This is a genomic window from Streptomyces sp. NPDC107575, from assembly GCF_055657265.1.
In genome coordinates this window covers 62,245-82,024 of record NZ_JBVKBG010000002.1, presented here as the reverse complement: position 1 = coordinate 82,024, position 19,780 = coordinate 62,245, and the positions used below count along the sequence as shown (strand labels likewise).

Below are 19,780 nucleotides of genomic sequence, written 5' to 3'. Positions count from 1 at the left end.
GAGCTGATATCTATCAAACGCAGGTGCGGATCGCGCCAATGGGTGGCACGTCAGTGCGAGCGCGGCGGTCAGAAGTCGAAGCCGAGTTGACCCTCGATCTCCGGAACGCCGACATCCGCCCAACTGCGGGCCTTCTTGAGGTGCCGCCACTGGGGCAGCGCATCAAGATACGCCCACGAAAGCCGGTGGAACGGGGTGGGCCCCCGCTCCTCCAACGCGGCACGATGCACCGGCGACGGGTATCCGGCGTTCGCCGCAAACCCGAAGTCTGCATGGTCGATGCCCAGTTCGGCCATCATTTTGTCGCGGCGGACCTTGGCGATCACCGACGCCGCGGCGACGGCAATGCAGGAACGGTCCCCCTTGATCACCGTACGAACCTGCCAGGGGGCACCCAGGTAGTCGTGCTTCCCATCGAGGATGACCGCGTCCGGTCGCACCGGCAGGCCCTCGAGGGCGCGTACGGCGGCGAGCCGGAGGGCAGCCGTCATCCCCACGTCATCGATCTCCTCGGGCGAAGCGTGCCCGAGGGCGTGCGCTGTCACCCAGCTCTCCAGCGCGTCCGCGAGCGTCTCGCGGCGCTTGGGGCTGATCAGCTTGGAGTCGGTGAGGCCCTCCGGCGGGCGGCGCAGCCCTGTGACGGCTGCGCAGACGGTGACCGGACCGGCCCAGGCACCGCGACCGACCTCGTCGACACCAGCAATGATCTTGGCACCGGTGGTGGCGCGCAGTGAGCGCTCGACGGTGTGGGTGGGTGCTTCGTACGGCATGGCGGCAGACAGCGTACGCCGCCCGGGTACCGTCGCGACACCCGGCTCACCTCAATGCGCCTGCCGACGCAGCAGCGGGACCATCACATGGTCGATCATCTCCACCAGATCCCCCTCTTCCCATTCGCTTCCGCACACCTTCGAGCGGTACATCATCAGCGCCGGAATCACGTCGCACACACTCGCCTCGTCGACGTCAGGGCGCACTTCGCCCCGCTCGACACCGCGCCGCACGACTTCCTTGATCAGCTCGACGCTGGGCTCGATGACACCTTCGGTGATCACGCTGTGGAAGCGCTCGGCAGTGAGGGTGTCGCATTCGTGAAGCACCGAGCGCAGCGCGTAGCCGGGCCGTGAATACATGGCCGCACGCAACCGGCGACACAGTTCCAGCAGGTCCTCCCGCACGCTTCCGCACTCCGGCGCCGAGTCCAGCGCGGGCAGTCCCGCCTGGAGCGCGTCGACCACGAGGTCCTCCTTGGAGGGCCAGCGCCGATACACCGCGGCCTTGCCGGTCTGCGCGCCCGCGGCGACACCTTCCATCGTGAGGCCGTTCCAGCCGACCGTGCTGAGCTGATCCAACGCGGCCTCCAGAATGGCCCGTTCGAGCACGGGGCCACGCCTGCGAAGCGCGGAGGCCGCCTGAGCGGGGGCGACCGTCCGACGTGAACTAACCATCATCATCTCTCCGTTGAGCCGTCCGAGAGCGGTTCGGACGCGCGGCAGCGAGCTCAGCACACGCTCACGTGCGCTGATGGGGAGCCACCACCGAGCATCTCAGGCTTCGCCCCTTCCTTTCGATGGGTCGACGGCAAGGTTCTACCGGCGCATTCCCAACTCCCGTAAAGAACGCTTGTGTTCACTAACACGGTGCCGCTACGATCCCGCACAGGGAACGTCACCGTTCTCTAATCTTGCCCATGGGGGATCGCTCGTGACACAGGAACAGGTCCAGGAACATCCGGCTCCACCCAGCAAGTCCCGCGCCACCGCGCGCCCACCCCGACCCGGCATCGCGCTGACCGTGATCGCCGCATGCCAGCTGATGGTCGTTCTCGATGCCACCATCGTGAACATCGCCCTGCCGCACATACAGACGGCGTTGGGCTTCTCCACCAACAACCTGACCTGGGTGATCAACGCCTACGCGCTCACCTTCGGCGGACTGCTGCTCCTGGGCGGCCGGGCCGGCGACCTTCTCGGGCGCCGCCGCATGTTCATCACCGGCATCGCCCTGTTCAGCCTCGCCTCGCTCCTGGGCGGATTCGCGCAGGAACCCTGGCAGTTGCTCGCGGCCCGCGCGCTTCAGGGCGTCGGAGGCGCGATCGCGTCGCCCACCTCGCTCGCCCTCATCGCCACCACGTTCCCCGAAGGCCCCGAGCGGAACCGGGCGTTCGGCGTGTTCGCCTCCGTCTCCGCAGGTGGCCGCGCCCTCGGGCTCCTCGCGGGAGGCATGCTCACCGACTGGCTCGACTGGCGCTGGGTGCTGTTCGTCAACGTACCCATAGGCGTACTGATCGCCCTGCTCGCTCCCCGCTACATCAAGGAGTCGCAGCGCCACCCCGGCCGGTTCGATCTGCCGGGAGCCCTCACCTCGACCCTCGGCATGGCCGCCCTCGTGTACGGATTCATCCGCGCAGCCTCCGAAGGCTGGAGCGACGGGCTGTCCATCGCGTCCTTCGGCGCGGCCGCGGTCCTGCTGATCGCCTTCATCGCCATCGAGAGGCGCACCAGCCAGCCGATCACACCCCTGAAGCTGTTCAAGGACCGCAACCGGTCGGGCACCTACGCGATGATGCTGAGCCTCGCCGCTGCGATGTTCGGCATGTTCTTCTTCATCGTGCTCTTCGTGCAGAACGTGCTGCACTACAGCCCCGTCAAGGCCGGCCTCGCCTTCCTCCCGGTGACCGCGGCCATCGTGCTCGGCGCGGGGATCGCCACGAACCTGCTGCCGCGGCTCGGCCCCAAGCCCTTCATGACGGTGGGCTGCCTGCTGACCGCCACGGGGATGGGCTGGCTGACGCTCATCGACCCCGGCAGCTCCTACCTCAGCGGCATTCTCGGCCCGATGCTCCTGTTCGGCTTCGGCATGGGCCTGAACTTCGTCACGCTGACCCTGACCGCGGTCTCCGGCATAGCCGACAGCGAGTCCGGCGCGGCATCCGGCATGCTCAACACGACGCAGCAGGTCGGCGGCGCCCTCGGCCTGTCGGTCCTCACCACGATCTTCAGCAGCGCCAGCGAGAGCGAGGCCAAGAAGCAGATCCCGAAGTTCCTCGCCGAAGCCTCACCGGAGCAGAAGGCCGAGTTCGCCAGGACCCACCGGCTGCCCGCTCCATGGAACGACGCGGTGCTCGCCCACGGCATCGGCAACGCCTTCATAGCGGCCGCCGCGCTGGCCGTGGCCGCGGCGCTCATCGCCCTGTTCGTCGTCCAGGTACGCAAGAGCGATCTGGAGGCGCTGAGCGGGAAATCCGGGGCCGCGGCCTGAGGGACCCCTCCCCCGGCCCGGTCCGTGCCCTACGCGGTCGGCGCCCAGGCCGGCAGTTCCTCGGTCCGCCCGAGCCACTCGGCCGAGGGCGCCCCGTCCGTGCCGGAAGCGACGATGCCGCCCACGATCGCGCAGGTCGTGTCCATGTCGCCGCCGACCTGGGCCGTGCTCCAGAAGGCCCCCTCGAAGTCACCGAGGCCACGCGCCGCCGACCAGACGGCGAAGGGCACGGTGTCGTGCGCGGTGGTCCTCCGGCCGCAGCCGAGGACCGCCGCCACCGTGGACGGGTCCCCGTAGTCGAGCATGTCCTTGGCGCGGCGCAGGCCGGCACCCACCGCGCTGCGCGGTACGAGGGAGATCACACCGTCCAGCAGGTCCTGCGGCGTGGGAGGCCCCGCTGGATCGGCCACCAGGGCCGTGGCGGCCGCCACGGCCATCGCGCCCACGACGGCCTCGCGGTGCTGGTGCGTCGGGTACGCGGAGATCTCGGCCTGATGCGTGGCCTGCTCGGGGTCGTCGGCGTAGTAGGCGCCGAGCGGCGCGATCCGCATCGCCGCGCCGTTCCCCCACGACCCCCGACCGTTGAACAGCGCGGAGGCCAGGGTCCGCCAGTCGTCCCCGTCCCGGACCTGCTGCAGCAGCCGGTTCACGGCAGGGCCGTACCCGCGGTCGACGTCCTGCCGCTCCGCGAACGATCGCGCCAGCTCATCCTGGTCGACGCGCTCGTGAGCGGCCAGGACGGCCACCACTGAGGCGGCCATCTCGGTGTCGTCGGTCCACTGCCATGTGCCGTCCGGCAGTGCGCGCGACTTCAGCAGCGGATAGTTCGCGGGAACGAAGAATTGTGATCCCAGCGCGTCTCCCACGGAGAGTCCGCGCAGGCTGGACAGGGCGCGGTTCAAGCGCCCGTCGGGTGAGGAGTCAGCGGTCATCGCCCTGCCACTCTATCCGGTGACTCCGTACGATTCCGGTTCGCGCCAGCGCTCGAACGGACGGTCCAGGGTGTACTTGCCGTTCTCCCCGAGAACGAGCAGCCGCATTTCCGCGTTCCCGGGGTTCGACAGCGACTCGAAATCCGCGACGGACCAGTGGAACCAGCGCATGCAGAACAGCCGCATGGTCAGCCCGTGCGTCACGAGCAGGACGTTCGGTGGGTGGTCAGGGGCCTCGAAGCTGCGGTGCAGGCTCTCCAGGAACGCGCCCACGCGGTCGTACACGTCCGCTCCCGACTCTCCCTGGGCGAACCGGTAGAAGAAGTGCCCATAGGCGTCCCGATAGGCCTTCTGCAGCCGCACGTCCTCGCGGTCCTGCCAGTTTCCCCAGTCCTGCTCCCTGAGGCGGGGCTCTTCCCGGATGCGTACGAGATCGGGGTCCAGCCGGAAGGCGCGGAAGGTCTCGTGGGTGCGCCGGTACGGCGAGACGTACACGCTCACCCGTTCGCGTCCGAAGAGCCGCCGGAGGTCCTCCCCGGTGTTCTCGGCCTGGCGCCACCCCTTGTCGGTGAGCGTCAGGGCGTGATCGGGCTCGCGCTCGTAGATGGTGTCGTCGGCGTTGCCTTCGGATTCGCCGTGCCGGACAAGAACGATGCGCCGCGGTCGTGCCATGCACACGACCCTAGATCGCCGGGCGGGTTCGAGCACCCGTGCGGGTCGGGCGGCGCAGGTCGCGTCGATCACAGCGGTCGGCGAACGGGCACGCGCGCGTGGTCGCGCGTTCAGACCGTCCAGGTCGCTTCAAGATCCACGATGTCTCCCGTGATGGCCGCGATGTCGGCATCCGTCTGGGCGCGCGCCGAAAGCCGCTCCACCCGGTCGACCTGGTACTTGCCGTGCTCGGCCGCCGAGCGCCACATGGACAGGACGAGGAACTCGTCCCCCGGGGCGTCGCCGAACAGCCCCCGGACCATTCCGGGCGATCCGGCCATCGCCGGATTCCACACCTTCTGCTGCATCAACGTGTAGTGCTCGGCCCGCTCGGCGTGCACCGTGCAGTGCGCCACCCGCACCACGTCCGCGTCCGTGAACCGCGGCTCGAACCCGGTCTTCACGTCGAAGCGATGGTCGAAGAGCTTCACCTGGATGTTCTTGTACGTCCCCGACTGCGCGGCCGCGAGCCGGTCGTGGGAGCGCGCCATGAAGGAGTCGTAGAAGGCGCGGCTCTCCCAGAAGCCGAAGACATGGGCCACATCGGGCCGTTGCCTGCTCCAGCCTCCGCCCTGACCCCGGAATCCCGGCTCTCCCAGAAGCCCCGCCCATTTCCGCTGTCCCCGCTCGAAACCCCGGCGATCCACCACAGTGCAACGAATCCACTTGACCAGCACCGCGCCATCGTACGGCGCGCCGGCCTCTTGCCGCGGTGGTCCCGAACCCACGGTCGAGACGCCCTGAGGGGATGGTCGTGTTGTTGTCAGTGGGACCACGTAGCGTGTCCGTAGTACTCAACATCGCACCGAGGAGGGGGAGTTCGGTGAGCAGCCTCCGCAAGGGGATCGAGAAGATCGAGATCGGCCTGAAGTGGGACCCGAGCCCCATGGGCTCGCCTCCCCATGACCTGGACCTGATCGCCGCGACGTACGCGGGCGACGACCCGCACGGCAGCCCTGTGTACGTCGTTCACTTCGACAGCCGTTCGCCCGACGGGACCATCACGCTCAACCGGGACAGCAGGACCGGCCAGGGTTTCGGGTTCGACGAGGTCATGACGCTCGAGCTGGAGCGGCTCGCGCCTTCGTACGCGCGCGTGGTCGTGGGCGTGGCCATCCAACAGGCCGAGCAGGAGCCCGGCCGCGCCAAGGTGTTCGGAGACATCGCGAACACGGCGGTCCGCATAAGAGAGGGCTACACCGACCTGTCGGAGCACGACTTCGCGGTGGTCTCCGGCGCCTCGGCGACCACGATCGCGGAGTTCACGCGGGATGCCGACGGGGCGTGGTCGTTCCAGGAGGCGGTCCGGGGGTTCGACGACGGCGACCTGAACGCGTTCGCGGCGGCGATGGGCGCGCTGTAGGCACATCCGACGGGCCCCCGGCGGGGTCCCCTGGATACGCCGAGGGGCGGCGGAACCGTGGTGGTTCCGCCGCCCCTCAGTTCAGGCGCTCAGCCGGATCAGGCCTTCGGCCGGATCAGCTGCAGCCGCTGGTCGAGCCGCAGCCCTCGCAGATGTAGCAGGAGCCGGCCCGCTGCATCTTCGTTCCGCAGGAGAAGCAGAGCGGGGCGTCGGCCTGGATGCCCAGCTGCATCTCGACGAGCTCGGCGCTGGTGTGCGCCTGCTGCGGCACGGACTGCGCGGTGGCGTCCTCGGCCTTCGGCGTCTCGACGGCCTTCAGCTCCTGGGCGCGGGGCGCCGACTGGGCCAGGGCCTCGACGTCGACCTCGTCCTCGTTCGGCTCGTAGGAGCCCGTCTCCAGGTGACGCTGGCGCTCCTCGGCGGAGTGGATGCCGAGCGCGGAGCGCGTCTCGAAGGGCAGGAAGTCGAGCGCCAGGCGGCGGAAGATGTAGTCGACGATCGACTGCGCCATCCGCACGTCCGGGTCGTCCGTCATACCGGCCGGCTCGAAGCGCATGTTGGTGAACTTCGAGACGTAGGTCTCCAGCGGCACGCCGTACTGGAGGCCGACCGAGACGGCGATGGAGAAGGCATCCATCATGCCCGCGAGGGTGGAGCCCTGCTTGGACATCTTCAGGAAGACCTCGCCGAGACCGTCGTCCGGGTAGGAGTTGGCGGTCATGTAGCCCTCGGCGCCGCCCACCGTGAAGGAGGTGGTGATGCCGGGACGGCCCTTCGGGAGGCGCTTGCGGACCGGGCGGTACTCGACGACCTTCTCGACGGCCTCGCGGATCGTCGCCTCGGTCTTCTCCGTGACCTCGGCCTTCTCCTGCTCCTTCTTCTTGGCGGAGAGGGGCTGGCCGACCTTGCAGTTGTCGCGGTAGATGGCAAGCGCCTTGACGCCCATCTTCCAGGCCTCGAAGTAGACCTCTTCGACGTCCTCGACGGTCGCCGTCTCCGGCAGGTTGACCGTCTTGGAGAGCGCGCCGGAGATCCACGGCTGGATGGCCGCCATCATGCGGACGTGGCCCATCGCGGAGATGGAGCGCTCACCCATGGCGCAGTCGAAGACCTCGTAGTGCTCGAGCTTGAGGCCCGGGGCGTCGATCACATTGCCGTGCTCGGCGATGTGGGCGACGATCGCCTCGATCTGCTCCTCCTGGTAGCCCAGGCGACGCAGGGCCTGCGGCACGGTGCCGTTGACGATCTGCATCGAGCCGCCGCCGACCAGCTTCTTGAACTTGACCAGGGCGAGGTCGGGCTCGAGACCGGTGGTGTCGCAGGACATCGCGAGACCGATGGTGCCGGTCGGGGCGATGACCGACGCCTGGGCGTTGCGGAAACCGTTCTTCTCGCCGAGGCGGACGACGTCCTGCCAGGCCTCCGTGGCGGCGGCCCAGATCGGGGTGTCCAGGTCGTCCATGCGGACGGCCGCGGCGTTGGCGTCGGCGTGCTGCTTCATGACGCGGTTGTGCGGCGTGGCGTTCTTCGCGTAGCCGTCGTACGGGCCGACGACCGCGGCGAGCTCGGCCGAGCGCTTGTAGGACGTACCCGTCATCAGGGAGGAGATGGCGCCGGCGAGGGCGCGGCCGCCGTCCGAGTCGTAGGCGTGGCCGGTCGCCATGAGCAGGGCGCCCAGGTTCGCGTAGCCGATGCCGAGCTGACGGAAGGCGCGGGTGTTCTCACCGATCTTCTGCGTCGGGAAGTCCGCGAAGCAGATGGAGATGTCCATCGCGGTGATGACCAGCTCGACGACCTTCGAGAAGCGCTCGACGTCGAAGGACTGGTTGCCCAGGCCGTCGTCCTTGAGGAACTTCATCAGGTTCAGCGAGGCGAGGTTGCAGGACGTGTTGTCCAGGTGCATGTACTCGCTGCACGGATTCGAGCCGTTGATGCGGCCGGACTCCGGGCACGTGTGCCAGTGGTTGATGGTGTCGTCGTACTGGATGCCGGGGTCGGCACAGGCCCAGGCGGCCTCGGCCATCTTGCGGAAGAGGGACTTGGCCTCGACCTCCTCGATGACCTCGCCGTCCATGCGGCCGCGCAGGCCGAACTTCGAGCCCGCCTCGACGGCCTTCATGAACTCGTCGTTCACGCGGACCGAGTTGTTGGCGTTCTGGTACTGGACGGACGTGATGTCGTCGCCGCCCAGGTCCATGTCGAAGCCCGCGTCGCGCAGGGCGCGGATCTTCTCCTCTTCCTTCACCTTGGTCTCGATGAAGCCCTCGATGTCGGGGTGGTCGACGTCGAGGATGACCATCTTGGCCGCGCGGCGCGTGGCGCCACCCGACTTGATCGTTCCTGCAGAGGCGTCGGCACCGCGCATGAAGGAGACGGGACCCGAGGCGTTGCCGCCGGAGGAGAGCAGCTCCTTGGAGGAGCGGATGCGGGAGAGGTTCAGGCCGGCGCCGGAGCCGCCCTTGAAGATCATGCCCTCTTCCTTGTACCAGTCGAGGATCGACTCCATGGAGTCGTCGACGGACAGGATGAAGCAGGCGGAGACCTGCTGGGGCTGCGGCGTGCCGACGTTGAACCACACCGGCGAGTTGAAGCTGAAGATCTGGTGCAGGAGGGCGTACGCCAGCTCGTGCTCGAAGATCTCGGCGTCGGCGGGCGAAGCGAAGTACTTGTGGTCCTCGCCGGCCTTCCGGTACGTCTTCACGATGCGGTCGATGAGCTGCTTGAGGCTCACCTCGCGCTGCGGAGTGCCGACGGCACCCCGGAAGTACTTGCTGGTGACGATGTTGACCGCGTTCACCGACCAGAACTCGGGGAACTCGACGCCACGCTGCTCGAAGTTGACCGAGCCGTCGCGCCAGTTGGTCATGACGACGTCACGATGCGCCCATTCCACCTCGTCGTACGGGTGCACGCCGGGGGTGGTGTGGACGCGCTCGACACGCAGACCCTTGTTGGCCTTGGCTCCCTTGGCTCGGGAGCCTCGTGCCGGGCCGCTCGCCGTCTCTGTCATGCCGCCTCCCATATATCGGGCTAAAACGCCCTAAAGTGCCCGGATCTTCCCGCGCACGGTGTCTGTCTTGTGTTGCGGCCGCCGCTCTTGCCGTCCGCAACAGGTCTTTGGGGTCGCCGCCGCCCGGCCCGTGGCCGTCAGTCGGCGGCGTGGGCGGGCACGGGGACTTCTACAGTCCCTCCGGGCCCGCACTCGCTCTGTGTGCGCTCTCCGCCCGCGCCGTCCGTTTCGGCGCCGGGCGTTTGTTCCCTCAGTTCCGCGATGGCCGACTCGAAGTCCTCCAGCGAGTCGAACGCCCGGTACACGGACGCGAACCGCAGGTAGGCGACGAGGTCCAGCTGCTGAAGCGGGCCGAGTATGGCCAGGCCCACGTCATGAGTGGTCAGTTCGGCGCTTCCGGTGGCGCGCACCGCCTCCTCGACCCGCTGGCCGAGCTGGGCGAGGGCGTCCTCGGTGACCGGACGCCCCTGGCACGCCTTGCGTACGCCATTGATGACCTTGGTGCGGCTGAAGGGTTCGGTCACCCCGCTCCGCTTCACGACCATCAGCGAGCAGGTCTCCACCGTCGTGAAACGACGGGAGCAGTCCGGACACTGACGGCGCCGACGGATCGACGTGCCGTCGTCGGTGGTGCGGCTGTCGACGACACGACTGTCGGGATGCCTACAGAAGGGGCAGTGCATGAACTCCCAACCCTCCTTCACGGCACGACTCGATAGCCCCGAGAGGCTGGTTCACGCCTCTCGAAGCAGCCCCAAGCATAGGCGATGACCACGGCCGAGATGGACCGGGGACCACAACTTCTGGGCTGCGGATCCAATCCAACCACTACATCTGGGGTTCGGTTGCATTTTGAGGTCGTAGCGCGTGTCGCGCGTGTCGCGCGCACGGAACGCGCCGCACCGGGGGCAGCGGGTGCCGCGAGGCGCTCGAATCCGCACCGGCACGACACAAGAAAAAACGAGGGCGGTGCCTGGTTGACGGAGGGGCGAGTGGCAGACTGGGGGATCCACGGGCCGAACCTCGACTCCAGCCGAGAAGCGTACCGGATTGAGCTGAATTGCCACTCCGCTTCGAGGTCGCCATACACCCACGTGCATGATCACGACAAGCAATCAACGGTTTTTCACTCGAACGTGTGTTTGGCGCAACCTTTCGAAAGGAACTACCGTTGGCTAGCTAGGGAGACATTCTCGAGAGGGGCCGACCGACGTGACCACGACCGCAGACAGTGCCACCATCACTGCCCAGGGCCGCGCCCAGGGCCGACTCGAGCCGGTGCATGCCATGAACGACACAGCCATGAGCCCGGAGGGCCCCAAGCCGGGGCGCTCCCTGCCCGGCCGGCCCCCAGGGATCCGCGCGGACAGCTCGGGGCTCACGGACCGGCAGCGCCGCGTGATCGAGGTCATCCGTGACTCGGTGCAGCGTCGGGGGTACCCGCCGTCCATGCGGGAGATCGGCCAGGCGGTCGGCCTGTCCAGCACATCGTCGGTCGCGCACCAGCTGATGGCCCTCGAGCGCAAGGGCTTCCTGCGCCGTGATCCGCACCGCCCGCGCGCGTACGAGGTCCGCGGCTCGGACCAGCCCAGCGCGCAGCCCACGGACACCACGGGCAAGCCCGCTGCCTCGTACGTGCCCTTGGTCGGCCGGATCGCCGCCGGTGGCCCGATCCTCGCCGAGGAGTCGGTCGAGGACGTCTTCCCGCTGCCCCGGCAGCTCGTCGGTGACGGTGAGCTGTTCGTCCTGAAGGTCGTCGGTGACTCGATGATCGAGGCCGCGATCTGTGACGGGGACTGGGTCACGGTCCGCCGCCAGCCCGTCGCGGAGAACGGCGACATCGTCGCCGCGATGCTCGAGGGCGAGGCCACGGTCAAGCGCTTCAAGCGGGAGGACGGCCACGTCTGGCTCCTGCCGCACAACTCCGCGTACCAGCCGATTCCCGGTGACGAGGCGACGATCCTCGGCAAGGTGGTGGCCGTTCTGCGGCGCGTGTGATGCTCCTCCCTGACCGGGCCCCGGAACCAACTGCGCCGGTTCCGGGGCCCAGCGCTGTCCGCGCCAGGCCCCGTACGCACAGGTCGGGTGCTACTCCGCGTCCGCCTTCTTCGCCGCCGCGTCGATCGACGAGAGCGAACGCCGCACCTGGTTGCGGTCCGTCGTGAACCAGAAGTCCGGCATCGAGGCCTTCAGATAGCTGCCGTAGCGTGCCGTCGCCAGGCGGGGGTCCAGGACCGCGACCACGCCGCGATCGCCCGTGGCCCGGATGAGGCGGCCCGCGCCCTGTGCCATCAGCAGCGCCGAGTGCGTCGCGGCCACGGCCATGAAGCCGTTGCCACCCGCCTCCTCCACCGCCTTCTGGCGCGCGCTCATCAGCGGGTCGTCCGGCCGCGGGAACGGGATCTTGTCCATGACGACCAGCTGACAGTTCGGACCCGGTACGTCCACGCCCTGCCACAGCGACAGGGTGCCGAACAGGCAGGTCTCCGGGTCCGCCGCGAAGGCCTTGATCAGCTCGCCCAGGGTGTCCTCGCCCTGCAGCAGGATCGGGAACTCCGGGATCCGTGTACGCAGCTCCTCGGCCGCCGCCTGGGCCGCCCGCATCGACGAGAACAGGCCGAGCGTACGGCCGCCGGCCGCCTGGATCAGCTCGCTCAGCTCGTCCGTCATGTCCGCGCGCGTGCCGTCACGCGTCGGCTTCGCCAGATGCTTGGCGACGTAGAGGATGCCCTGCTTGCGGTAGTCGAACGGCGATCCGACGTCGACGCCCTTCCAGACCGGCAGGTCCTCGCCCTCGGTGCCTTCGGGGGCGAGGCCCATGGAGGCGCCCACGCCGTTGAAATCGCCGCCGAGCTTCAGTGTCGCCGAGGTCAGGACGACGGAACGGTCGGTGAAGAGCTTCTCCCGCAGGAGGCCCGACACCGACATGGGGGCGACGCGCAGGGAGGCCCCGAAGCGGTCGTGCCGCTCGTACCAGACGACGTCCCACTCCGAGCCGTTCGAGATCCGCTCCGCCACGTCGTGGATGTTCTCCACGGCGGCGAGTGCCTGCTTGCGGACGGCGTCCTCGTCCTGGACCGACTTGTCACGGGTGTTGCCGAGGGCGGTGATCACGGTGCGGGCCGCGTCGCGCAGGGCCATGAGCGCGTAGCCGAGGTCCTCGGGGACTTCCTCGAGCCTGCCGGGCAGGGCCAGCTCCATGACCCGCTCGAAGCCTTCGGAGGCGGTCTGCAGCTGGTCCGCCGCCTTCTCGTTGACGAGCTTCGCCGCGCGCTTCACCGCCCGGTTGACCTGGCCGGGGGTCAGCTCCCCCGTCGCCACCCCGGTGACCCGCGAGACGAGCTCGTGCGCCTCGTCCACGATCAGCACCTCGTGCTGTGGAAGGACCGGCGCGCCCTCGATGGCGTCGATCGCGAGCAGCGCGTGGTTGGTCACGATGACGTCGGCGAGCTTGGCCCGCTCCCGCGACATCTCGGCGAAGCACTCCTGGCCGTAGGCGCACTTCGACGCGCCCAGGCACTCGCGCGAGGAGACCGAGACCTGGGACCAGGCCTTGTCCGAGACGCCGGGCGTGAGGTCGTCCCGGTCGCCCGTCTCCGTCTCGTCCGCCCAGTCGCGCATGCGCAGCAGGTCCTGGCCGAGCTTGCTGGTGGGCGCGGCCGCCTCGAACTGGTCGAAGAGGCCCTCTTCCTCCTCCTGCGGTACGCCCTCGTGAAGGCGGTGCAGGCACAGATAGTTCGACCGGCCCTTGAGCATCGCGAAATTCGGTCTGCGCCGCAGCAGCGGATGCAGCGACTCGACCGTGCGCGGCAGGTCCCGCTCCACGAGCTGGCGCTGCAGCGCCAGTGTGGCGGTCGCCACGACGACGCGCTCCCCGTGAGCCAGGGCCGGCACGAGGTAGCCCAGCGACTTGCCTGTGCCGGTGCCCGCCTGGACGAGCAGATGGGAACCGTCGTCGATCGCCTCGGCGACGGTTTCGGCCATGGTCACCTGGCCAGGGCGCTCCGTGCCGCCGACAGCGGTGACGGCGGCGTGCAGGAGCTCGGGGAGTGAGGGCTTCGTCATAGCTCGACCACCCTAAACGGACCCACTGACAATCCGGCGATCACGGCTGATGCAGCGGATTGGGGACCGTGCCGTGCACGGCGGCGTGCGGGCGGTCGGCACGGTCGCGGTAGCCGTCGAGGTGCAGCCGGTTGCGATTGAGGCACAGGCGCTCGATCTCCGGGGTGAGCAGGTCGAACATCTCGTACCGCTCCTTGAGCTCCGGGAAGCGCGCGTGATGGCGCAGGATCTCCGCGCGTACGAGAGACCAGAACTCGTCCTCGGGGAGCCCGAGTTGTTCCTCGTACAGCGGCGCCAGGTAGCGGAAGACGCCGACGAAGAGTCCCGAATGGATGAACTGGGTCAGGAACGCGGGGTCCTCCGTGAGCAGCACCTCGCGCACGTCGTCGGGCATGGAGTCGTGTTCGGGCAGCGGCTCGGAGCTGATGTTGACGTCGTCCACGAAGTCCTTCATCGCGAGCCGCACGGGCACGTCCTGGTCGTCGAAGACGACGATGGCGTTCTCTCCGTGAGGAGAGAAGACGGTTCCGTAGCGGTAGAGAAAGCGCAGCAGTGGGGGCAGCAGGGCGGCGAAGAGCCTGCGGAGCCAGGTCTTCGGGTCCAGGCCCGAGCGGGCGACGAGCTCCGCGACGAACGCGCGCCCTTCGGTGTCGATGTGCAACAAGGAGGCGAGTGTTCGGGCGCGCTCTCCAGGGGCGAGGTGCCGGGACAGGGGTTCGCGCCAGATCGCCCCCAGCAATTCCTTGTACTGGTAGGGGACTTCGTCGAGCCCGTCGTACAGCGGGTGTTCGACGGTCACGGACGCGACTTCGCCCAGCAGGACGACCCCGCATTCCTCGCTCAGGAAGGGGTCGGCATCGCGCAGAGCGTGCACCCATGTGGTGACGGCGGGCGCGGCCCAGGTGCGCTCCGTCGGAAGCCCGCGCCACACAAGGGTGTTGAAGATGGAGAGCGGCAACTTGACGGTGTGCCGGTCGGGGCGCGCCGTGTTGAGGAACGTACGGATGGACTGCTGGGGCAGCCGCAGATCGCCGTCCGTGGGCAGCGGAACGATGGCGTTCGTGGCGATGGACGGCGCGAAGAGCGGCAGCACGATGTCATCCCACTGCCAGGGGTGCACCGGGAGGTAGACGTACGCCGCCGGGTCCAGGCCGCGCGAGCGGAGCGCCTGTTCGAACAACGCCCGTGTCTCCGCGTCGAGTTCGCCGTCGTAGAGAGAGGCGGGGTCCTCCAGCCCCGCGACGCCCCGGTACATGGCGAGACCGGAGTGCACGGCGATCCATGGGAGGCGGGTGGGGCGGCGCGATTCCGGGGCCCAGCGCGCGGTGTCGGTCGCGGAGAACCCGAGACGCCCCTTGTTCAGTACGAGCCAGGGGTGGCCGGTCTGGTGCCCTTCGAGCTCGGCGTATCCGAGTTCCGCCAGCTGGGCCGCGGTGAGCGCGGTGTGGTCGAGGCGGGCGTCGGCGGCGAGGGTCACGGTGAGTTCGCGGATGAGGTGGCCGAGGGTGTTGCCGTCGAGACCGAGGGCGTGCTTGGCGCGGAGGAGGAAGGCGAGCGGGTCGGTGCAGGGCTCGCGTACCTCACGTCCGCCGTCCGGCAGTTCGGGTTCCCACTCCATGCTCGCCGGGTCGACCTGCCAACTGCCGTACGCGCCGCGGAGGGAGCGGAAATGGAAGGTGCCGCCGGCCTCGCCCGCGCCGGCCGGCCCCCCGTCCGCCTCGCCCGCGCCCTCCCCGCCGGACCGGCCGCCGGGGAGGGACAGCGTGTAGCGACAGGGGCCCGGGCCGTCCGGAGCCAGGGCCGTCGGCCGCAGGATGTCCTCGTAGGCGAATTCGCCGATCAGCTTGGCCAGCAGCCGGGCGCCCGCCCTGTCCCAGATCCCGGATGTGAGCTCGGGCGGGTCGTACAGCTCGGTCGGCTCTTCGGAACTCGGGGCGACGGACGGATTCGGCACGGGGACTCCTCGGACGGGAACCGGATCGGGTCGAGGTTCGTTACTGAGAGTGACTAGCCTGGAGCACGTTGCGCAGGGCGCGGTCGCGGACCATGAGCGCGGCCCGCTTGTCGGGGAGGTCCACCTCGGCGAAGAAGCGGAATCCCGCGCCCAGGAAGGCGGAGACGGAGGGGGTGTTGCGAAGGTCGGGTTCAGCGATGACGCGCGCGCAGCGCGGGCGATGATCGAGTACGAGGTCGGCGACGGCTTTGAGCAGCGTGGTGCCGAGCCCCCGTCCGCGGTCGGCGACGCCACCGATGAGGAGGTGGATTCCGGTGTCGTGCGGGCGGGCGGGGTAGTGGCGGGCCAGTGGATCGAGGTCGGCGCGGTAGATCTCCCAGTAGCTCATGGGCATGCCGTCGAGGACGCCGAGGCAGGGCACGCTGCGTCCGTCGCCGTCGAGTTGGGGGGCCAGATGGTCCGCCGTGACGGTGTCGGGTCCCGCGAGCTCCCAGAAGGCGGCCACGGCGGGGTCGTTCATCCAGCGGTGGATGAGTGCCAGGTCCCGCTCGACGCGCACCGGGACGAGCTGGAACACGCCTGAGGGAGTGGTGACCGGTCCCCACTCCCCCACGTCGTCCAGCAGGTCGTGCTCGGTCACGGCCGAGAGATCGGGGGTGACTCGATGCCCGCCGGCCTGCTCCGCGAAGAGCGCGAGCAGTTCGTCGGGGAGCCGCAGGTCGAGGGTGTCCTGGAAGTCGGCGCTGTCCGCACCGTCCGCGCTCCGCGTGTGCTCCGCGCTCCCAGGGCTTTGTGTGCCCTGTAAGCCCTGCGCGCCCTCCGCCTTGTCGGCACTGTCGGCGGCGTCGGCGCTCTCGGCCGGTGGGGCAGGCGCGTGGCGGTCGGTGGTGGGAGTGGTGTCGGCGTCGGTGCTCGCATCGGTGGGAGGCACGGCGACGCTCCTCTCTCAGATACGACGGGAATGAAAGGGGTTGGCGATGGTGACGTAGACGGACTGGGTGTCGACGGGACCGACGAGTTCGTCGAGGCCGTGCAGCCGGGTGAGCATGTTGGCCTTGCAGCGCAGCGTGGGCGAGTCGAGCAGCAGGCTCGGCAGCGTGCTGCGCTGCCGGTTCGGGCCGGTGGCGGCCTCACCGAGGAAGCGGCGGAACGCGGCGAGCAACAACTGCTCGTCGGCGAGCCGTTGGGAACCGAAGGCTCCGATCAGGCCGAGGACGTTGTTGATGGCGAGGTAGTAGGCGAACCGCTCATCGGTGACGTCGTCGGCGACGAAGGTGTCGCTGTGCACGCCGATGCCCGGCAGCCGCTGTTCGAGTTCGGCGCGGCGGGACTCGCGGAAGTAGTAGCCCTGGTTGTCCCGGGAGCGTCCGCCGACGGGCCAGCCTTCGGCGTCCAGGAGCAGCAGGGTGTTCTGCTGGTGGGCCTCCAGCGCGATGCCTGCCTCGCCGTCGAGCCAGAGCACGGGGCGTACGACGTGTTCCAGGTACCGCAGGAACCACTCGGCGGACACGGCTGCGCGGGTCCGTCCGGTGCGAGCGGCGAGCCGGGTCACGATGTCGGCGAGGCGGGAGCTCATGGCCGGGTGACGGGTGAGGTCGGCCGGGTCGGCGGTCGGCCGGGGAGAGACGAGGCCGGCGACGCACACCGCGTCGTCGTGGGAGCGGAAGGGGTTGGCGCGGATGATCACGTCCAGGCCCGGTACGGGTTCGCCGTCCGGGTCGTCGACGGCGAGCCAGGCCGGGTCGCGGACGACGTCGAAGCCCGGGTGCGCGGCCTGCCACTGCTCGGCGAGACCCGTGCCGAGGAGCCGGTGGACCTCGACGCCCCGGTGGAGTTCCTTGCGGAGGTTCTCCCGGCGGGAGTTGGTGATGCGCAGGCCGAGGGAGAGCTTGAGCATGGCCGGCGCGCCCGGCCGGTACAGCGTGCGCACGGAGGAGGTGGGGAACCAGGGCTCGCCGTGCGGGCCCAGGTCGCGCAGCAGCCCGGCGTCCAGGAGTGCGGCGGTAGCGGGGCGGTCACGCAGTTCACGCAGCTGCCATGGGTGCACCGGCAGCGCGGCGTGCCCTGCGGGGAGCGGGAGCCCGGGGCCTGCCAGGTGGGAGGTGAGTTCGGCGGCGGTGCGGGCGCGGCCGTCCTCGGTCCAGGCCGAGTCGTGGGCGAGGACATCCGGGGACACGGCGATCCAGTGCAGGGGGAAGGAGCCACGCAACTCCGGTGAGTAGCGGCCCGCTTCGGCCTCGGACAGTCCTTCGCGGCTCTTCGGGGTCGGGTGCAGCGGGTGCCCGAGGAGCAGCGCCTGTTCCGCGGCGAGGAAGGGGTCGGCCCGGTCCTCGGGGCGGTGGCGGCGGTCCGCAATGAAGTCGGTGGTGCGGCGCAGCGAATCGGCGACGCGGACCACCAGTTCACCGCTGTCGCCGCCGGGGGCAGGGGCGGGAACGGGGGCGTCCTGGGCCGAGTCGCCGGAGGAGGCAGGGGCGTCGGGTTCGCCGTGGGCCGACTCCCTGCTCAGGAGGGCGGCGAGCGCGACGGCGTCCACGCCGGGGGCGTGCGGCGGCGCGTTCTCCAGGCGAGGCAGGCCGAAGCGGTGCCAGCCGGAGGGCGACCAGTAGTGGACGGGGACGAGAAGGACGGTGCCGCTCGCGGGCAGCGGGACACGGAGCGCGCCGAAGGAAGGAGGAGCGATGTTGTTCTCACGCACCCAGCAGCGCAGCAGGTTCTCGACGGCCGCCAGCTGGGCGGCGGTCGCGGGGTCCGGGTGCTCCAGGAGATCGACGACGGGGGTGCGGGGGCGATCGGTCTCCTGGTCGCCGCCCTGCTGCCGCGGGATCGAGTCGCGCTCCTGGGCGCGCGGTGCTTGCGTGTCACAGGATCCGCCGGCGGTGGGACGGGAACGGCCGTCGGATGCGGGGGTGGCGTTCAACTGGCTTCCTAGCGTGGGGTGGTGGGCTCCGTGAGGCAGCGGCCCTGCCGGTCCGGCGTGTCACTGCCGTCGCTGGTGGCGGTGTGTCGTCGGGCGCTCCTACGACTCGTGACGGCGGGTGCGGGCGACGGCCGCGAGGGCGTCGGCGAGCCGGTCCACGATGGCCGCGGCCTGCTCGTCGGTGATGGTGAGGGGAGGCAGCAGGCGTACGACGCTGGAGTGGCGGCCGCCGAGTTCGACGATCAGGCCGCGGTGCAGGCAGGCATCGCGGACGGCGGCGGCGAGTTGGGGCGCGGCCGGGAGCGGGATGGACCCGGCGAGCAGTGGGTCGTCGGCGAGTTCAGCCGGTGCGGGCGCGGGCGCGGCGCTGTCCGGGTCGACGAGTTCCACGCCGATCATGAGGCCGCGCCCGCGGACCTCGCCGACGCAGGCGAACTCGTCGGAGAGCTTGCCGAGTTGCTCGAGCATCCGGGCCCCGAGGGTGGCGGCGCGCTCGGCGAGGGCGTTCTCGCGGACGTAGGAGAGGGTCGCCGCGCCCGCGGCCATGGCGAGCTGGTTGCCGCGGAAGGTGCCCGCGTGCGCCCCAGGGGGCCAGACGTCGAGGTCGTCCCGGTAGACGACCACGGCGAGCGGCAGGCTGCCTCCGATGGCCTTGGACAGGACCATCACGTCGGGCACGACACCGCTGTGCTCCACCGCCCAGAAGGCGCCGGTGCGGCCGACGCCGGTCTGCACCTCGTCGACGACCAGAGGGATCGAGCGGTGCTCGGTGACCGCGCGCATCCGGCGCAGCCAGGCGTCGGGGGCGGGGATGACGCCGCCCTCCCCCTGCACCGGTTCGAGGATCATGCCCGCGGGCTGCGGCACCCCGGACTTGGTGTCGTCGAGGAGCGACTCGGTCCAGCGGGCGGCCAGTTCGGCGCCGCGCGGGCCTCCGATGCCGAAGGGGCAGCGGTAGTCCTGCGGATACGGCAGGCGCGTGACCCGGACGTCCTGCGCCCCGCCGGACGCTTCGAGCGCCCCCGCGGTCATCCCGTGATAGGCGCCCGCGAAGGAGAGCAGGCCCGAGCGTCCTGTGGCGGTGCGGACCAGCTTCAGGGCGGCCTCGACCGCGTCGGTGCCCGCGGGACCGCAGAACTGGATGCGGGCCCGGTCGGCCAGGCCGGGCGGCAGCGTGCGGAACAGCTCGGTGGTGAACGCGTCCTTGACCGGGGTGGCCAGATCCAGGACGTGCAGCGGCGCGCCCGAGTCGAGCACCTTGCGGATGGCCTCGAGGACCACCGGGTGGTTGTGGCCCAGCGCGAGGGTCCCCGCGCCGGACAGGCAGTCCAGATAGCGGCGGCCGTCGGCGCCCTCGATGGTGAGGCCCCGGGCCCGCACCGGCACGATCGGCAGGGCGCGTGCGTAGGTGCGCGCCGCGGACTCCCGCGCGCACTGGCGGCGCAGGATCCCCTCGTGCGCGACGGTGTCGCGAGCAGGGTTCCTCGGTGTCCCCCCGCCATACGGGGCCGGCACCGCCACGGTCTCAGGATCGGTCACAGGCACAGGATCGGTCACCGCCACG

Annotated in this window: 15 protein-coding genes; 3 read left to right on the top strand and 12 right to left on the bottom strand. The window is 69.9% G+C overall.

The features are described 5' to 3' along the window. Window positions 1–68 precede the first annotated feature (68 nt). On the bottom strand, window positions 69–770 hold the full coding sequence (locus tag ACZ7L4_RS07180) for a ribonuclease HII (RefSeq protein ID WP_472100503.1): 702 nt from the start codon (window positions 768–770) through the stop codon (window positions 69–71). 51 nt (window positions 771–821) lie between these two features. Beyond that, window positions 822–1,448 carry a TetR/AcrR family transcriptional regulator gene (locus ACZ7L4_RS07175; RefSeq protein ID WP_472101936.1) on the bottom strand — a complete coding sequence of 209 codons (627 nt, stop codon included), beginning with the start codon at window positions 1,446–1,448 and terminating at the stop codon, window positions 822–824. 334 nt (window positions 1,449–1,782) lie between these two features. Here ACZ7L4_RS07175 and ACZ7L4_RS07170 point away from each other — a divergent pair, with 334 nt between their 5' ends. Beyond that, window positions 1,783–3,261 (top strand): MFS transporter, encoded by a 1,479-nt coding sequence (locus ACZ7L4_RS07170; protein WP_472101934.1) that lies wholly within the window; start codon window positions 1,783–1,785, stop codon window positions 3,259–3,261. 29 nt (window positions 3,262–3,290) lie between these two features. Here ACZ7L4_RS07170 and ACZ7L4_RS07165 read toward each other — a convergent pair whose 3' ends face one another. From ACZ7L4_RS07165 to ACZ7L4_RS07155, 3 genes are all read right to left on the bottom strand, one after another. After that, on the bottom strand, window positions 3,291–4,193 hold the full coding sequence (locus ACZ7L4_RS07165; protein WP_472100501.1) for an ADP-ribosylglycohydrolase family protein: 903 nt from the start codon (window positions 4,191–4,193) through the stop codon (window positions 3,291–3,293). 12 nt (window positions 4,194–4,205) lie between these two features. Next, window positions 4,206–4,865, bottom strand: a complete 660-nt coding sequence (locus ACZ7L4_RS07160) for a histidine phosphatase family protein (protein ID WP_472100500.1) — start codon at window positions 4,863–4,865, stop codon at window positions 4,206–4,208. A gap of 110 nt (window positions 4,866–4,975) precedes the next feature. After that, window positions 4,976–5,581, bottom strand: coding sequence for a YdbC family protein (locus ACZ7L4_RS07155; protein WP_472100499.1), 606 nt, complete (start codon window positions 5,579–5,581; stop codon window positions 4,976–4,978). Between the two features lie 146 nt (window positions 5,582–5,727). Here ACZ7L4_RS07155 and ACZ7L4_RS07150 point away from each other — a divergent pair, with 146 nt between their 5' ends. Further along, window positions 5,728–6,267 (top strand): TerD family protein, encoded by a 540-nt coding sequence (locus ACZ7L4_RS07150; protein ID WP_472100497.1) that lies wholly within the window; start codon window positions 5,728–5,730, stop codon window positions 6,265–6,267. 115 nt (window positions 6,268–6,382) lie between these two features. Here the strand turns inward: ACZ7L4_RS07150 and ACZ7L4_RS07145 are convergent, their stop codons facing one another. Both ACZ7L4_RS07145 and nrdR read right to left on the bottom strand, forming a co-directional pair. After that, window positions 6,383–9,277, bottom strand: coding sequence for a vitamin B12-dependent ribonucleotide reductase (locus ACZ7L4_RS07145; protein ID WP_472100495.1), 2,895 nt, complete (start codon window positions 9,275–9,277; stop codon window positions 6,383–6,385). A gap of 137 nt (window positions 9,278–9,414) precedes the next feature. Then, entirely contained in the window at window positions 9,415–9,960 is a 546-nt protein-coding gene (gene nrdR / locus ACZ7L4_RS07140; RefSeq protein ID WP_472100493.1) for a transcriptional regulator NrdR, read from the bottom strand. Between the two features lie 529 nt (window positions 9,961–10,489). Here nrdR and lexA point away from each other — a divergent pair. Next, on the top strand, window positions 10,490–11,275 hold the full coding sequence (gene lexA / locus ACZ7L4_RS07135) for a transcriptional repressor LexA (protein ID WP_472100491.1): 786 nt from the start codon (window positions 10,490–10,492) through the stop codon (window positions 11,273–11,275). 90 nt (window positions 11,276–11,365) lie between these two features. Here lexA and ACZ7L4_RS07130 read toward each other — a convergent pair whose 3' ends face one another. The 5 genes from ACZ7L4_RS07130 to ACZ7L4_RS07110 form a co-directional block, all read right to left on the bottom strand. Further along, entirely contained in the window at window positions 11,366–13,342 is a 1,977-nt protein-coding gene (locus ACZ7L4_RS07130) for an ATP-dependent DNA helicase (RefSeq protein ID WP_472100490.1), read from the bottom strand. A 40-nt stretch (window positions 13,343–13,382) separates the two neighbouring features. Continuing rightward, a complete protein-coding gene (locus tag ACZ7L4_RS07125; protein ID WP_472100489.1) occupies window positions 13,383–15,296 on the bottom strand; it encodes an IucA/IucC family protein in 1,914 nt (637 codons plus the stop codon). Window positions 15,297–15,336: 40 nt separating this feature from the next. Further along, a complete protein-coding gene (locus ACZ7L4_RS07120) occupies window positions 15,337–16,227 on the bottom strand; it encodes a GNAT family N-acetyltransferase (protein WP_472100488.1) in 891 nt (296 codons plus the stop codon). Between the two features lie 15 nt (window positions 16,228–16,242). Further along, the gene (locus ACZ7L4_RS07115; protein WP_472100486.1) at window positions 16,243–18,216 is read right to left on the bottom strand and encodes an IucA/IucC family protein; all 1,974 of its coding nucleotides are present in this window, start codon (window positions 18,214–18,216) and stop codon (window positions 16,243–16,245) included. A gap of 99 nt (window positions 18,217–18,315) precedes the next feature. After that, a complete protein-coding gene (locus ACZ7L4_RS07110) occupies window positions 18,316–19,779 on the bottom strand; it encodes a diaminobutyrate--2-oxoglutarate transaminase family protein (RefSeq protein WP_472100484.1) in 1,464 nt (487 codons plus the stop codon). Window position 19,780 lies beyond the last annotated feature (1 nt).